The sequence below is a fragment of the Peribacillus suis genome, from assembly GCF_059384845.1.
On sequence record NZ_CM182019.1, the window covers coordinates 2,650,143 to 2,664,665 of the forward strand.

Annotated in this window: 18 protein-coding genes; 4 read left to right on the plus strand and 14 right to left on the minus strand. The window is 41.0% G+C overall.

Features of this window, described 5'->3' with window-relative positions:
* Positions 1-57 precede the first annotated feature (57 nt).
* Positions 58-231: a DUF2759 domain-containing protein gene (locus AC503W_RS12915; protein WP_402869495.1), complete on the plus strand. Its 174-nt coding sequence runs from the start codon at positions 58-60 to the stop codon at positions 229-231.
* Between the two features lie 49 nt (positions 232-280).
* Here the strand turns inward: AC503W_RS12915 and AC503W_RS12920 are convergent, their stop codons facing one another.
* The 4 genes from AC503W_RS12920 to AC503W_RS12935 form a co-directional block, all read right to left on the minus strand.
* Positions 281-1,444 carry a YqgU-like beta propeller domain-containing protein gene (locus tag AC503W_RS12920; protein ID WP_494914380.1) on the minus strand — a complete coding sequence of 388 codons (1,164 nt, stop codon included), beginning with the start codon at positions 1,442-1,444 and terminating at the stop codon, positions 281-283.
* Positions 1,445-1,613: 169 nt separating this feature from the next.
* A complete protein-coding gene (locus AC503W_RS12925) occupies positions 1,614-2,777 on the minus strand; it encodes a M14 family metallopeptidase (RefSeq protein WP_494914382.1) in 1,164 nt (387 codons plus the stop codon).
* Between the two features lie 210 nt (positions 2,778-2,987).
* On the minus strand, positions 2,988-3,959 hold the full coding sequence (locus tag AC503W_RS12930; RefSeq protein ID WP_494917349.1) for an ROK family glucokinase: 972 nt from the start codon (positions 3,957-3,959) through the stop codon (positions 2,988-2,990).
* A gap of 4 nt (positions 3,960-3,963) precedes the next feature.
* Entirely contained in the window at positions 3,964-4,176 is a 213-nt protein-coding gene (locus AC503W_RS12935) for a YqgQ family protein (RefSeq protein WP_402869501.1), read from the minus strand.
* A 197-nt stretch (positions 4,177-4,373) separates the two neighbouring features.
* On the opposite strand from AC503W_RS12935, the gene AC503W_RS12940 reads away from it, so the two are divergent.
* A complete protein-coding gene (locus AC503W_RS12940) occupies positions 4,374-5,231 on the plus strand; it encodes a hypothetical protein (RefSeq protein ID WP_427651468.1) in 858 nt (285 codons plus the stop codon).
* 5 nt (positions 5,232-5,236) lie between these two features.
* Here AC503W_RS12940 and AC503W_RS12945 read toward each other — a convergent pair whose 3' ends face one another.
* From AC503W_RS12945 to AC503W_RS12965, 5 genes are all read right to left on the minus strand, one after another.
* Complete coding sequence (locus tag AC503W_RS12945) at positions 5,237-6,778, minus strand: rhomboid family intramembrane serine protease (protein WP_494914384.1); 1,542 nt, start codon at positions 6,776-6,778, stop codon at positions 5,237-5,239.
* Positions 6,779-6,902: 124 nt separating this feature from the next.
* Positions 6,903-7,091, minus strand: coding sequence for a protein YqgO (gene yqgO / locus AC503W_RS12950; RefSeq protein ID WP_427590509.1), 189 nt, complete (start codon positions 7,089-7,091; stop codon positions 6,903-6,905).
* Between the two features lie 78 nt (positions 7,092-7,169).
* Entirely contained in the window at positions 7,170-7,745 is a 576-nt protein-coding gene (locus AC503W_RS12955) for a 5-formyltetrahydrofolate cyclo-ligase (RefSeq protein ID WP_494914386.1), read from the minus strand.
* Between the two features lie 144 nt (positions 7,746-7,889).
* Entirely contained in the window at positions 7,890-8,039 is a 150-nt protein-coding gene (rpmG, locus tag AC503W_RS12960) for a 50S ribosomal protein L33 (protein WP_028391797.1), read from the minus strand.
* 115 nt (positions 8,040-8,154) lie between these two features.
* Positions 8,155-8,763 carry a hypothetical protein gene (locus AC503W_RS12965; RefSeq protein WP_402869511.1) on the minus strand — a complete coding sequence of 203 codons (609 nt, stop codon included), beginning with the start codon at positions 8,761-8,763 and terminating at the stop codon, positions 8,155-8,157.
* A 431-nt stretch (positions 8,764-9,194) separates the two neighbouring features.
* Here AC503W_RS12965 and AC503W_RS12970 point away from each other — a divergent pair, with 431 nt between their 5' ends.
* A complete protein-coding gene (locus AC503W_RS12970; protein WP_494914389.1) occupies positions 9,195-9,590 on the plus strand; it encodes a hypothetical protein in 396 nt (131 codons plus the stop codon).
* A complete protein-coding gene (locus AC503W_RS12975) occupies positions 9,583-10,044 on the plus strand; it encodes a hypothetical protein (protein ID WP_402869515.1) in 462 nt (153 codons plus the stop codon). The genes AC503W_RS12970 and AC503W_RS12975 overlap by 8 nt, the downstream gene beginning before the upstream one ends.
* 65 nt (positions 10,045-10,109) lie before the next feature.
* Here the strand turns inward: AC503W_RS12975 and phoU are convergent, their stop codons facing one another.
* The 5 genes from phoU to AC503W_RS13000 all read right to left on the minus strand — a co-directional run bounded on the left by phoU (position 10,110) and on the right by AC503W_RS13000 (position 14,512).
* Positions 10,110-10,763, minus strand: coding sequence for a phosphate signaling complex protein PhoU (gene phoU / locus AC503W_RS12980; RefSeq protein ID WP_402986259.1), 654 nt, complete (start codon positions 10,761-10,763; stop codon positions 10,110-10,112).
* 19 nt (positions 10,764-10,782) lie between these two features.
* On the minus strand, positions 10,783-11,598 hold the full coding sequence (pstB, locus tag AC503W_RS12985) for a phosphate ABC transporter ATP-binding protein PstB (protein ID WP_402956959.1): 816 nt from the start codon (positions 11,596-11,598) through the stop codon (positions 10,783-10,785).
* Positions 11,599-11,621: 23 nt separating this feature from the next.
* Positions 11,622-12,500, minus strand: coding sequence for a phosphate ABC transporter permease PstA (gene pstA, locus AC503W_RS12990; protein WP_403121943.1), 879 nt, complete (start codon positions 12,498-12,500; stop codon positions 11,622-11,624).
* Between the two features lies 1 nt (position 12,501).
* Positions 12,502-13,401: a phosphate ABC transporter permease subunit PstC gene (gene pstC, locus AC503W_RS12995; protein WP_402869889.1), complete on the minus strand. Its 900-nt coding sequence runs from the start codon at positions 13,399-13,401 to the stop codon at positions 12,502-12,504.
* Positions 13,402-13,540: 139 nt separating this feature from the next.
* Positions 13,541-14,512, minus strand: a complete 972-nt coding sequence (locus AC503W_RS13000) for a PstS family phosphate ABC transporter substrate-binding protein (protein ID WP_494914392.1) — start codon at positions 14,510-14,512, stop codon at positions 13,541-13,543.
* Between the last annotated feature and the right edge of the window lie 11 nt (positions 14,513-14,523).

Consider the following 14,523-nt stretch of genomic DNA (forward strand, 5'->3'; position numbering starts at 1 on the left):
ATCTCTGGGTATATTATTAGGGATTGGGTTTTCAATTAGGGAAAAGGGGGTTTTGATATGGTATTAATGGTCATTTTCGGACTTGTGGCGATACTTGGTTTAGCAGCGGTAGTTACCACAATTAAAAAAAGAAACTTCTTGGGATTCATTTTCGCAGCAGGCAGTGCCGCCGTATTTGGCTGGTTTACTGTCATGACTATCATCAACAGCGGTTTTCCAGTTGCACATTAAAAGAAAAAGCTCGCCATGTGGCGAGCTTTTGATTTAGTCATTATATTTCTTAGAATAATTTTTTTATTTGATGGGTTTTCATATCAATGATTTTTTCAAATTGATTCCCATATAAGCATAGACTGCCATCAAGCGAACAGCTCAATGGTTCATTTTCCATGTCCTTCATCAATTCTTCTTGTGTACCCGTTTCCCAATTCAATTTAGTTAAAGTAAACTTACTTTCATATTGGTCAGCGTCTTTTGATTCTACAGGAACGAACGTTAAAAGTTCCTTATTCTTTTCAATCATGTCGTAGGCTGGTATAACCCAATCTGAAAAGCTTTTCAATAGTGGTACGGAAAAAGAATGGATCGGTTTGTTTGTCTCATCATAAAATGCGTATGTACCTCGATCTTGTTTTTCTGTCTCCACTTGAATAGTCATAAGCGCGTGTTTCACTTTTTTAAAATGAATGACATCCAGCATTAAGTTTTCCACTGCCCCATCATTCAACGCTTTTCTTTCTAAAGGAGCCGTCAAAGCGGGTTCTTCCCTATCCCAATCAAGAAACATCAACCCATTTCCACTATCCCATTGAGCGAAAGGCTGCGGAAAATCAAGTGAACGAACCGTTTGCTCTTCTGGGTTTATCACATAACTGCTGTATGTCCAATCTTCATAAAAACTGGTTAGAAACAACATATCCTCTTGGAACGAATTCCACTCAAAAGATAATTCGTAGGCAGGTAACACGAGAGAATATTGTGGGTTACCCGTTCGGTCCAAGATCGTAATCGCCGTTTTACCTGCTGATGTGAAGGAAGAAATCAACACATGTGCCCCTGTTGGACTGATTGACACTTCACTAAAATCCGAAGAAGGCTGATAAAAAACAGCTGAAGTATTCGTTTTCAAATTCCATTCCATCAGCTGTGGTGAATCCATACCATCTTTCTTTTCGGAAAACAAAATGGTGTTGGAATCGAGCCAACCATAAATAGCTTCGATTTTTCCCTTTTCTGAAGCCGGGATTTCTAATCTGCTCAATGAAGATTCCTGATTGTGTTGGGATTTTTCTTTTTCCGTATCAGCTACGGGTTTACTAAGGTCATTGGAAGGCTCACAAGCCGAGAGAAGAAGGGTAGTGGAGATACACAACAAAACGATACTTACCATCTTACAGATAGGCAGCAATTGAGTGAGGGCTGCATTAAACACTTTAATCTCCACACACCTTCCTTTAAAACTAAACGCCTGGCATATGTGTGAGCAAGACATTAGAAAGAGTAAGAGATTACAAATGAACCTCTTATGTTCTTCATTATAAAGTAAAAAAGAAGAAATGTGGCGATTAATCACCTTATATTTATTTGGAAGTATATTCCGACAAAAATCATGGTCACATATATAATGCCGCCATTAAAATATGCACAGATTCTCCATATATAGAAGGAAACTGGGATAAAGGAAGCGGGTTGATCCCCTTGCCCAACTCTATTGTATAGGCCTCTTTCCTGAATTCTTGAATGAACCAATCTTTATAGCCTGCATGACTGTCAACATATTGAACGGCACGGTACCCGCTTCTCGCTTCAAACTCTTTAGCGATTTCCTCACTTTGCTTAGGCTCCCATCCTTCATACCCCCAGTAAAACTCTTTGCCTTGCGTATGGAGTGCCAAGACTCTGCTAAAGTTCCGCTTCTCTGCCAATTCTTTCATGGCAATTGCTTCCGGCTCCGACAAACACACCTCACCGGGAAAATCCCTCGGTGCAGGTGCCTGTGGTACTTTTCTTTGTTTTTCTATCTCCCACTTGGCAGGGTATTGATTGTTCAAATCAACCCCGCGTATATTTGCCTTCCAGGCATAAAAAGCAGGGTTGCCATTATTCATTTCGAGCACATCTACGCACCCCTCCGCCGCTTCCTCCCCCTTAAGTACAAGGTCTACGCCATCAGGGTTGACCATAGGAACGACCGAAATGGTCACTTCCTGAAAAAAAGGCAAGCATGCTATGCCGCATATGCGATCATCGTTGCTTAGGGCGAGAAGCAAATCATTAAGCCATTTCATTAAAATGGCCGAGGTGATCCATTCATTTGCATGAAATGAACCATTAAAATGGATGACTTTTTCACCTTGGCCGATTCTTACTTCCAACAGCTCTTTGCCTAACACACTCTTTCCAATCGACTCCACCTTGATAAATGGGTAATGTACGGTTAAAGCCTCCAAATCATCCAGAAGTGACTGATAATCATAGAACTTGACCGGATTAAGCAGAGGGCCCATGATTCGAACGGGTACTGAAAAAGGTCCTTGGTTTGACTGATTAACCAGGATCAATGCATCCAGCGGCAAATGATAGTGTTTGGAGATTGTTACCAGATCAAAGTCGTTCCTTGACTCCTTCTGAAGAATAAACCCCGGTATATTCACATAAAGTCCTTCCTGCAGAATGCCTTGGATATCTCTGTTAGCCTCCTCCACCAACACCTGTGGGATTTGAAACAGTTTACTGTAATAGTCCAAACTGTCACCATTCCTACTTATGATTATCATCCACTATCGTCCCCTTTCATTCCTTAATATTTATGAAATGAAAAAGGGAAACATGTAAGAACCTCCCCTTTTAAAGGACCCTTTCTTTTCCATGGACATTGACCGAGCCAAACAATACCTACATTCAGTTCCCGTCACTTCTTTTGCAATATTCCATCTATTCATCATCCACCCATGCCTATATAATCGGTTGAATCATTACAAGTAAGATCATGATGGATTTAACCGATTTTTAATAAGCCAGGAAGCCCCTATGACCCCGGCATCATTTCCAAGGGTTGCTAGATGGATTTTTGTCGATTTGCGAACTCGTTTAAAAGAATAAAGTTCAAATGCCTTACGGACTGGTTCCAGGAGTATATCTCCAGCATTAGAAACCCCTCCGCCGATAACGATTTTTTCAGGATTCATGACATTGCCAACATGAGATAATGCCAGTCCTAAATAATTGCCCACACGGTCCACCACAGATTTAGACAAAGAATCTCCTGCAAGTGCGCATTGAAAAAGCAATTTGGAGGATAGCGGATTTCCCTCTTGTATTCTTTCTTGTAGCAGAGAGGGTTCGTCCGCCATTCCCAATGCTTCTGATGCAAGTCGGACAATTCCAGTTGCCGAAGCAACCGTTTCCAAGCAGCCAACCTTGCCACAGTTACAGGGAGCCCCTCCTTCTGTAACGACGGTCATATGACCAATTTCCCCAGCTGCTCCGCTTATACCATGTACGATTTTGCCATTATGGATGACCCCTCCGCCTACCCCTGTTCCAAGCGTTACACACACAAGGTCTTTAGCTCCTTCTCCAGCGCCTTTCCACATCTCGCCCAATGCCGCCATATTAGCATCATTGTCGATCACGGCCGGAAGAGATGTCTCCACTTCCAATAAATCCTTCAATGGGTAGTCTTTCCAACCGAGATTGACCGCTTCATAAATGGATCCGTTGGTAAAGTTGACGGGGCCCGGGGCACCCATTCCGATACCTAGCATTTTACTTTTCGGTTCATTGAGTTCCTCAAGCTTTGCATCAATCGCCTTTGCAATATTCATGGTGATGTTCTTTCCATTTTCGGAAATGTCAGTCGCAATTTCCCACTTATGAATAATCTCTCCGTAAACATTGATTAAGGCAAGCTTGGTTGTGGTTCCGCCCAAGTCAACCCCTAACAGCACCTTTTCCATCGTATCACCTTTTTTTATCATTTTTTTCTCTTTCAATAGCCAATTGCTGCCTAATCAAGAGTATCGCCATCTGGTAATCCTTCGTGTCCATCATTTGCATTTGGTGGATTTCCCTGATTTCAGATTCCATCATTTCCAACTCAGCCACACGATCACCGAAATAAATGAATGTCCCAAACTTTTTCAAGTATTGTTGTAAATCATAGTATGTTTTCATATTAAACCTCTTTACTATTTTCTCCATACAGCATAATCAATTTGCCATGTGAATCCTCTAATGTTATTTTTCAGTACTTCTTGTCCAGCACCATTCATATGATGAAACAGTGGGTATTTCCATCTAGCATTCCGTTTATTCATTTTTCTTTTTAAATGAACTTGTTTATAGCATACAGCCAAAAACGGAGGCGAAAAATGAAACTACAATTGAAGTATACCGTTTTTTTAATGGTAGCTGCCATCTTTATTATCCTATATTTTTCGGACACACACCAGGTAGAGGAAACGATCATTTATTTCCCAATTGACTCTTCCCTCCAATTTGAACATGCTTCTACTCATTTGGTAGCGAAAGAAACAGGAAAGGACGCCTATTCCCTTACATGGAAAGTTCACTCCTCATTGGATCAGACAGCCTATTTGCGTCAGGACGTTTCACTCCTTTACAAGAATGGGAATCTAGAAGGCACGTTAAAAAACTGGAAACAAAATCGACAAGAGCTCTCACAGTCAGACAAATTCAAGGAAAAAGAAAGTGGGCGTTATGATGCGATAACCTTTCATTATGCCGAATTACACCCTTCTGATACCATTTTCACAAGCGCACAACAATTAAGTAAAGACAAACTATATGCCATATCCACACCTGATTTTCAATCTTTCCATAATCCCCTTTCCGAGGAACAGAAGGAGTGGAAACATGTCCTGGACAGTGTAACCAAGAATATTACCCAAAATAGTTTACAAAAAGCCGAAGAACACTTTGATATTGACCCAAATCAATATAAAGTGATCTCTCTAACCGATTTACCGGCCAGAAAAAATCAGTGGCTTTCAAGCTTTCCTTCATTCCAGCGGGAAGAAATTGTCGGTAAACTTTGGGAAGGCCTTTATAAAAATTATGTAATAAGCATAAAAAAAGAGGACGGTACCACCTTGAGTCCACAAGGCAGCACCATCCCCCTATTGTTAGTAGCCAAAGATAAAAGGGAAGTCCTCGTCTTATTTTCCGGTAAAGACGGCACCCCATATTTGCTAAGGCAAAAATTATAGACTTCCTATTCCAATTCTTCTAGCAATTCCTTATATGATTTTTCCTTTGGAGCAAGCTCAACGGCCTTTTGAGCCTGCTCTTTAGCTTCATCCATCAGGTTGAGCTTGGCATACGCCAAAGCGAGATTGTAATGTGCTTCATGTAACTTAGGGTTTTGTTCAATCGCTTTTTCAAAGTAGTGGCGAGCGTCTTCGAATTCCTCATTATCAAAGGATAGGTTCCCAAGGATGAAATGAGATATCGGTGCATCAGAATTATCCTCCACATAGTCCGCTAACATTTCCTCCGCTTTCGCTTCCTCACCATCTTCAATGTAATCCTGTGCCAACATGGCCATTGTTTCATCATCATTTTTCTGATGAGTATAACCAAATTGCAGCAAAAAGTAAGTCAGTACGGCAGTTCCAACTAAAAAAGCCATCTGACGTAACACCTTTTGCGTCTCTGGTAGGTGGACCACCCCGGCCGCTAGGAAACCACCGATCAAACCACCGATATGTCCTGCATTATCGATTCCCGATACGGTAAAACCATATACCAGGTTAATGACGATGAGAAGAATGACGGTAGAACCCATCGTACGCATAAATAACTTTGGATACACCATTCCAAAATACAACAGGGCCCCAAAACAACCAAAAATAGCTCCGCTGGCTCCTGCTGAAAGGTTTGGAGTCATAATGAAGCTACCTAGAGTTCCTGCAAAACCTGCAAAGATATAGATGAATAGAAACCTAGCATTCCCATATATCCTTTCAACTTCCGCCCCTATCAAGTACAACGAAAATGTATTCATGAGTAAGTGGATAAAACCAATGTGGACAACCATCGGAGTAAAGAACCTCCACCACTCCCCTTGAAGGATGTAAGGCGAGTATTTAGCCCCAAACTCGATTAAAGTCCTGGAATCGGTGCTCCCTCCACTAAACCCCATCAAGATGAATACAGCAACCTGTATCGCTATTAATATATAGGTAAAGAATGGTTTAGCCTGCTGGAATACTTTTTGTTCAGCCTTAGCCTTTTTGACGGAAGCTGAGATGGCTACCTTCTTTAACTCGAGCACTTGCCCTTCATCAATTTCTTCATCCTCCGGTACAGAAATCGAAAGTGGTGTTTTCAGGGTAGCCTCCAAATTTTGTTTGGAAGTCTGAAAAGACTCGCTTGTAAATATAAAGGTGTTCACTTTCGTTTTTTGAAGCATAGCTGGTTGTGCGCTAAATTCAAAATCATCAACAGGAGCAAATTTACTCACATAGATACTTAAAATGCTCATTGGTTTTTTATATAATTTTTTCCTGACTTGTTCGCCGTTTTTCAAGGTCCGGTCTATATCCCTTTTAAGCCAATTTGCCCAATCAAGATCATGACGAATCAATCTTATCACGGGGAAATCCGTGTTTTTTTCGCTTTCTAGCCATATTTCCTCATGATTTTCCGTGACAGTGATCATGCGGTAATCATATTGAACTGACAATAGCCGGACAATCTCCCAAAATAAATACTCCTCTTTATACCCCAAAACATTCCCCACTTTCCAAATCATTTCCTGATAAAATCCTTATATTATCTAATTCAAACTATAGACGAAATGATCAAAAAGGTAAAAAAAAGAAGTGTACCTCCCATAAAAAAAGGAACCCTCTCATTAGGTTCCTTCTACTCACTCATCATTTGGTTTGTGAAAACATACTTTGCATCATTTTATCCCTCAATATCGGCATGTTTAAGGACTTGGTCACTAGATATTTTCTTATCATGCCATTCGATAGGGCTACATTCATCAAACGATACCGATTTTTGAAACCTGCATAAATCACTAAACCAATCAAAAATATTTGTACAATTACTCGTAACATAAAAATCCCTCCTACCATTAGTGTGATACAGGAAAGGATTTTTATGAGTGAAAAATAATAATGGAACCTCTTCTTGCTCTAATGAGCATATGTACGTAAAACTTTCGTGGGAGTAATCAGTTTACCAACGGCGATATCATGCACCTCTATTGGCAAGTCATCCAGTATTTGAACATCGTAGGCAAGCGCTAACGTCTTTCCACTGTAATGAGAAAGGAAACGATCATAATAACCTCCGCCAAATCCTAGACGATATCCTTCATTTGAAAATGCCAAACCCGGGACAACCAAAAGATCCAATTCACGGACGGATGCTTTTTTCGTATCCTCCATTGGTTCAAGAAGACCATAATAAACGGACTCTAACTGATTGAAAGAAGTGATTTTCTTAAAATCCATTGCCTTCTCTTCTGGGTAGCACTTCGGTACGGCAATCGACTTGCCTTCTCTCCATGCTTGTTCAATGATCCTGACCGTTGAAATTTCAGGGTAGATGGAAATGGTAATGCCGATGGTTTTGGCCTGTTTCCACTCGTCAAGTGAAAATAGATTTTCGGCAATCTTATTTGATAGCTCCTCATGCTCTTCATTGCTCATTTCCATTAAATGAGTTCGAATGCGTTGCCTGATTATCTTTTTATTCTCTCTCATCATTTTATACTCCTTTAAGTCTACTACTATCAGTATCTCATAAAATGAACTCATTTACGAAAGCCGAAATAGAAAGTTGTCGAATTTTAGGATTAATGGCTAAAAGGGAAAAAAGCAAAAAAAAAAACAACAGGAAAATCCTGTTGCTTACTTTGTTTCGCGGTGAGTTGTGCTGCGTTTTTCTCTTGAGCAGTATTTTTTAAGCTCAAGACGGTCTGGATTGTTACGTTTATTTTTTTTAGAAATATAGTTACGGTCTCCACATTCAGTGCAAGCTAATGTAATATTTACGCGCATGTGTATTTCCCTCCAAACATATTGACTTTTTCACATAGGACTTTTCTATAATAGCATTATTTATTGTGAAATGCTAGTATGTTTTTCGGGAAAAATTAATTTAACTTTTTTTTTCCTAGTTCTCGCCGTTTTTCATGGTTTGAAGAAGATTGTGATTCAGGAGTTTTGCTTCTTCTTTTGTTTCAGCATGTATGGCCCATGCCACTACTTCCACACATTCCTTTGGCAGGATTTCCGTTTCCAGGGTGAACATACTGGTGACCTCCCCTTTGGCAAGTGGTGAGTAAGCAAGGATCCCTTCTTTCAACGATTTAAAACATCCTTCTTGATAGAGACTCCCTTTACCCTGAATACAGTATTGTGAAATACCTTTCCCCTTCACAACTCCTCCTAATAGGGCAATCGACTGCGTCGCAACATGTAGGATTGCCCGCTCACCCGGACTGTAAAAAGCGACCGCTTGCTTTTCGAAAGCGTTTTCATAATGAAAGAACATCTTTGGATATTTAGGCTCAAAGGACGTATTTCTTATCGTGAACTTTGAAAATGTTATTTTTCCTTGGGTAAACGTTTGTAAAAGCGACCTTATTTCCCCGCCGGGATGACTCATCATATCCTCTTCAGGATACCAATCAAAACTCTCGTCCATCCATAGCCCCGCCTTTAAACCCTTTCGAAATACTTCCCGGTTATCCTGTGGCATATATGCGGATAATGAACTCATAAAAATCATCCCTTTCTCTTTTCGAATTTATATCACACTTAACGATAGGCGCTGGCAGTGACACTCAATCTCTCATGATCCTACACACTAATTTTAAGAAAGGCTTTGCCTTTTTTAAGCAATAAAACTATTTGATTTTTCAGTTTATTTTATTACATTTATGTTAGCATTGAATTCGCCAATGAACAATAAACACATTTTGTCGAAATTTATTTACTTTAGAAATAAAGGGATTTACATCAAAATTATTATCCATATTTATTTTCTTTTTATAAACCGAGTGCAAATTCGACAAATAACGAATGAAAATCCGTCAGATTATGAAAAGAAATGCTATTTTAAAAATATAATAAAAGGAAAATCACCAAATTTTTAATAAATATGTGTAAAATAGATGTAAATGTCGAAAATTTTCTCCCTGAGGTGAAAACATGCAAACCTTAATTATTCTGTTATTCTCATTGGCAATCATCCTTCTTATTATTTCTTTTTTCAAACAAGACAAGGTTGCTAAATTAGAAGAAGATCTAGAACAAATGACTATAACCTATATGCAGGATATCTACCAATTGAAGAAAAAGGTGAAGATTCTTGAAGAGGAATTTGTGATCCAGGACGGGCCAGACCACTCTGAGGCAAACCGTCTCAAAGCAACCACTCCTTCAAATGACAGGGAGTCCATTCATAAAATCTTAAAGAGCCAGGTTCTTTCTTTATACAACCAAGGACTTTCACTGGACCAGATCGCCAAACAATCCTCTTTGACGAAAGAACAAACCCTTTCAGTCATTGAAGAATATGGATTGCGGGGAAAAGAAGATGAATAAAGTGACGCTTCAGGCCTTTTCAGCAGGCCTCATTGTTTCCACAACAATCTTTGCTGGTTTTTATTATATGACGGAGCCCAACGAAGAAACTGGACCGACTGTGGAAGAAGCTAAGAAATTGCTGAATGAAAAAGGCTATCTCGTATCCTTGCAGAAAGACGAAAGGCTAAATTCCGAAAAAGAAGAAAAAAGGATCGACAAGGAGGAGAAGAAACAAGAGAAAGAGGTTCCCAAAAAGAATAATCCTGTTGTTTCCTATACCTTAGAAGTGAAAGCCAATATGACTACACTAGAAATAGCAACGAAACTGGAAAAGGAAAAAATCATCGATGACGCTGCACGTTTTGAGTCATACGTTGAAGATCAGGGCTTCTCCAAGAACATTCAGATTGGCGAATTTGTCGTCACGGATAACATGACCTATCGACAATTGGCCAAGACACTGACACAATAATGATAAAAGAGAGACTTTGAATGGCTGCCGGCCAGGCAAAGTCTCTCTTTTAAAACTGCCTATATTCAATCCCTGCGGCTGATATAACGCCCCCTCACAAGGAAGTATATATTTTCGGCAATATTCGTTGTATGATCAGCCGTTCGTTCTAGATAGCGGGCAATGAAGGAAAGTTGAGTCACCTGTTGTAGGTTCTTTTCATCCGACAATCTTAGGAGACTTCGGATCATATCCCCATAGAAACGATCGACCTCATCATCCATTTCAATGATTTCTCGCGCTAGAGTAATATCTTCCCTCTCAAAGGCATCAATGGAAAGTTCAATCATCTTCAGTGTGATATCATACATCTCTTTCAATGAAGTTATCGGAAGAATGAAAGGCTGATCACCGATTCGTATGGCCGATTTGGCTATATTAACGCCAAAGTCTGCCATTCTCTCCATATCGGATGCAATTTTGATGGCAGCAATGATCCTCCGTAAATCGATGGCAACCGGTTGTTGTTTAGCAATTAGGAGAATGGCGAAGTCGTTAATTTCCTCTTCCAATAAATCTGCTTTCGTATCATCCTCGATGACTCCAAGCGCTTCTTCAAAATTCCTGTTCTCGAGTGCCGTAAATGATTTAGTGATTGCGCCTGATGCCAATTCAGCCAACTCAACGATTTTCCCTTGTAATTCTTTTAACTGAAGTTCGAAATTTTCGCGTACAATCATGCATCTGCCCCCTTTTCTCTCATCCAAACCGACCTGTAATATAATCTTCGGTCCTCTTATCATGCGGGTTCGAGAAGATGGTATCGGTGTCGTCATACTCGATGACTTCTCCATTTAGAAAGAAAGCCGTTTTATCAGAGATTCGGGCCGCTTGCTGCATATTATGGGTAACGATTATAATACTAAAATCTTTTTTTAGCTCTTGGATCAATTCTTCAATTTTTAATGTGGAAATCGGATCGAGCGCTGATGTCGGTTCATCCATTAAAATGACATCAGGTTCAATGGCGAGACACCGAGCGATACAAAGTCGCTGTTGTTGCCCACCTGAGAGTCCATATGCATTTTCTTGAAGACGGTCTTTTACTTCATCCCAGATGGCAGCACCTCTTAAACTTTTTTCCACTATTTCGTCCAAAATCTTTTTATTCTTGATGCCATGAAGTTTCGGTCCATATATCACATTCTCATAGATTGATTTAGGGAAAGGGTTCGGTTTTTGAAAAACCATACCCACCTGCGTTCTCAAATCCTCCACTTTATAAGATTGATCCAGGATATTACGGTTCCGGTATTTAATCTGTCCTGTCGTCCTTACGCCTGGAACAAGTTCGATCATCCGGTTCAACGTTTTGATAAAGGTGGATTTCCCACATCCTGACGGACCGATGATTGCGGTCACCTCATTCTCATGCATATCAAGATCAATATTTTTCAATGCATGGTTTTCCCCATACCATAGATTGAGCCCTGCCGTTTTATATACGGGAGCCCTTGAAGAAACAGGCTTTTTTTCATTTTTAATTAGTGGAACCTCTTGTTTCGCTAAGGTCATGTTCATATTATCTTCTCCCCCCATCAGTATCTTTTCTGAAATTTATTTCGGATTACCACAGCAATTGAATTCATGAAAATGAGCAGAATGAGCAACACGATGATTCCTGCTGCAGCCACCTGTTGAAATTCTTCCTGAGGACGCGATGTCCAGTTATAGATTTGCATAGGGAGCACCGTAAACGTATCCATGACTGATTGCGGTAAAAAGGCAATGAATAATGGAATGCCGACCACCACCAATGGAGCGGTTTCTCCGATTGCCCGGGATAAAGCAAGGATCCCACCTGTTAAAATCCCTGGTATCGCTGCTGGCAGGACGACTTTCCAGATGGTCTGCCATTTGGTGGCACCCATTCCATAAGAAGCATCTCTTAATTCACGAGGTACAGCCCTAATGGCTTCCTGTGCCGCTACAATGATGACTGGCAGGACGAGTAGGCTCATCGTTAGTCCTGCTGCCAAAATGGAGCGATCCAAGGCCAAAGCCCTGACGAAAACCGTCAAACCAAGCAATCCGAATACAATGGAGGGAACTCCCGCCAGGTTAGATATATTAACTTTGATGAATGTGGTGATCCAATTCTTTTTCGCATATTCCTCCAAATAGATGGCCGTCCCAACCCCCAACATAAGAGCAACCGGTGCAACGACGGCCATCAGCCATAATGAACCAATGAGAGCAGCCTTTACCCCAGCTTCTTCAGGTTTTCGGGAAGCGAAGTTCTGGAGGAAATCCCCATTCAAGTGACCAATCCCTTGAGTAAATATCCGATAGAATAAGATGGCTAAGATCAGGAGCCCAAATAAGGTTGCCAAGAAGAATAACCCTTTACAGATTGAGTTAATCGCCAGTCGGACAGGCATTTTCTTTGCTACAAGACCTTTATTTATCAGTTTCATGTCAATATTCCTCCCTGTACCTGCGGGAGATGAACTGCGCCAGCAGATTCATGATTAGCGTAAAAGCGAACAGTGTCATTCCGACCGCATAGATGCTATAGTATATCGTTGTTCCATACCCAGCATCCCCACTACTGACCTGCACGATATAGGCTGTCATCGTTTGAATCGATGAGGTGACGTCCATGCTCACGCTAGGAGTCGAACCACCTGCCACACTCACGATCATCGTCTCTCCTATTGCTCTCGAGATAGCCAGGACGATGGAAGCCACAATGCCGGATACAGCAGCTGGCAGGACCACCTTTATCGTCGTTTCAAGCTTTGTGGCACCTAGAGCATATGCACCCTCACGGATCGACTTCGGTACCGAGATAAGTGCATCTTCCGATAAAGAGGCTATCATCGGCATGATCATGATTCCTACGACGATCCCAGGGCTTAGCGCATTGAACATTTCCAGGAAGGGGAAGAGATCACGCAAAACCGGTGTAACGAAGGTCAAGGCAAAGAATCCGTAAACGATAGTGGGAATCCCCGCTAACACTTCTAGAATCGGCTTTATCACTCTCCGCGTTTTCTCCGATGCATATTCACTCAAGAAAATGGCAGTGGCAAGTCCTACGGGGACCGCAACTAGCGAGGCTATTACCGCTATCTTCAGTGTACCTACAACAAGTGGCATAATTCCATAAGAAGGAGTGGCGGCAAAAGGTAACCACTTACCATTTGTAAAAAATTCAACGATCGATACCTTCTCAAAAAATATAAACGTCTCAAAAATAAGGGTAAAGACAATTCCAATGGTCGTGAAGACCGATATGGCCGCTGTTAGGAACAGCATGACCGGAATCAGCTTTTCCAGATTGAACCTTTTTTTATTTTTTCTCTCCAGGATCATTCGCTGTACAGAATAGGCTTCTGCTTGTTTCAGTTCCAAAATGCATCCTCCATTTCAAACACGCAATATTTGAATGACCATCCGTTCCCCGCTCTGAATTCAGATGAGGAGACGGAAAGGAGTGACATGATTAAACCGTCTATTCCTTTAGTTCTTTCAATTTATCAAGATCCTTTTTATACTCCTCTTCCGGAAGGCTGATGTACCCTACTTCTTCAGATAGTTCTCCCGCATTTTCAATCATGAATTCCGTATAATCCGCTACTTGTTCCTTCTCTGCTACTGATTTGTTCGCTACATAGGTAAATAAGGGACGAGACAAAGGAGCATAGTCCCCACTTTTAATCGTTTCATGGGTTGGCTCAACGGCCCCATTTCCATTATCGATGGAGATGACCTTTAATTTATCCTTATTCTCTGCATAGTACGCGAATCCAAAGAACCCTATGGCATTCTTATCCCCCTCTACTCCTTGAACCAAGACATTATCATCTTCGGAAAGTGTCGCGTTCTCCACCATCGGTTTTTCCTCGAGTATGACTTCATTGAAATAATCGTATGTGCCTGAGTCTGTACCCGGGGAATAAAACTTAATCTCTTCCTTTGGCCATTCCGGACGTATATCAGACCATTTCTTCACGGTTCCATTATCAACCCATAGTTCTTTTAGTTCCTCGACTGTCATGTGTTCAATAAAATCATTATCTTTGTTGACCACTATCGAGATGCCATCAAACGCTAATTTCAATTCTGTATATTCAATACCTTTTTCATCGATCAATTTACTTTCTTCCTCTTTGACAGGTCGGGACGCATTCGTTAAATCCGTTTCACCGGCAATGAATTTTTTAAATCCCCCGCCCGTTCCTGAAGATCCTACAGAAACTTTCACATCCGGTTGTTCAGCCATATATTCTTCCGCAACTGCCTCTACTATGGGAAATACAGTAGAAGAACCATCCATGATGACTTCCCCTGCCAATGAAGATGAGCTAGAGCCTTCCCCTTTTTCACCGCTTGTTTTAGTCGAACCATCCGCACCACAACCAGCCGCAATGGCTATCACTCCACCCATTACTACAGTCATCGCCATCCCCTTGAAATATCTCATGCGTAAGTCCC

Excerpts from the sequence above, each read along its gene's own strand:
- AC503W_RS12955 (WP_494914386.1), bottom strand. The coding sequence starts at position 7,745 with ATGATGAGAGAGAATAAAAAGATAATCAGGCAACGCATTCGAACTCAT.
- AC503W_RS13000 (WP_494914392.1), bottom strand. The coding sequence starts at position 14,512 with ATGAGATATTTCAAGGGGATGGCGATGACTGTAGTAATGGGTGGAGTG.
- AC503W_RS12925 (WP_494914382.1), bottom strand. The coding sequence starts at position 2,777 with ATGATAATCATAAGTAGGAATGGTGACAGTTTGGACTATTACAGTAAA.
- AC503W_RS12935 (WP_402869501.1), bottom strand. The coding sequence starts at position 4,176 with ATGAAAACATACTATGATTTACAACAATACTTGAAAAAGTTTGGGACA.
- yqgO (WP_427590509.1), bottom strand. The coding sequence starts at position 7,091 with ATGTTACGAGTAATTGTACAAATATTTTTGATTGGTTTAGTGATTTAT.
- AC503W_RS12975 (WP_402869515.1), top strand. The coding sequence starts at position 9,583 with ATGAATAAAGTGACGCTTCAGGCCTTTTCAGCAGGCCTCATTGTTTCC.
- pstA (WP_403121943.1), bottom strand. The coding sequence starts at position 12,500 with ATGAAACTGATAAATAAAGGTCTTGTAGCAAAGAAAATGCCTGTCCGA.
- AC503W_RS12930 (WP_494917349.1), bottom strand. The coding sequence starts at position 3,959 with ATGGAAAAGGTGCTGTTAGGGGTTGACTTGGGCGGAACCACAACCAAG.
- AC503W_RS12970 (WP_494914389.1), top strand. The coding sequence starts at position 9,195 with ATGCAAACCTTAATTATTCTGTTATTCTCATTGGCAATCATCCTTCTT.
- AC503W_RS12945 (WP_494914384.1), bottom strand. The coding sequence starts at position 6,778 with ATGATTTGGAAAGTGGGGAATGTTTTGGGGTATAAAGAGGAGTATTTA.
- rpmG (WP_028391797.1), bottom strand. The coding sequence starts at position 8,039 with ATGCGCGTAAATATTACATTAGCTTGCACTGAATGTGGAGACCGTAAC.
- pstC (WP_402869889.1), bottom strand. The coding sequence starts at position 13,401 with ATGATCCTGGAGAGAAAAAATAAAAAAAGGTTCAATCTGGAAAAGCTG.
- AC503W_RS12965 (WP_402869511.1), bottom strand. The coding sequence starts at position 8,763 with ATGAGTTCATTATCCGCATATATGCCACAGGATAACCGGGAAGTATTT.
- AC503W_RS12940 (WP_427651468.1), top strand. The coding sequence starts at position 4,374 with ATGAAACTACAATTGAAGTATACCGTTTTTTTAATGGTAGCTGCCATC.
- phoU (WP_402986259.1), bottom strand. The coding sequence starts at position 10,763 with ATGATTGTACGCGAAAATTTCGAACTTCAGTTAAAAGAATTACAAGGG.
- AC503W_RS12915 (WP_402869495.1), top strand. The coding sequence starts at position 58 with ATGGTATTAATGGTCATTTTCGGACTTGTGGCGATACTTGGTTTAGCA.
- pstB (WP_402956959.1), bottom strand. The coding sequence starts at position 11,598 with ATGACCTTAGCGAAACAAGAGGTTCCACTAATTAAAAATGAAAAAAAG.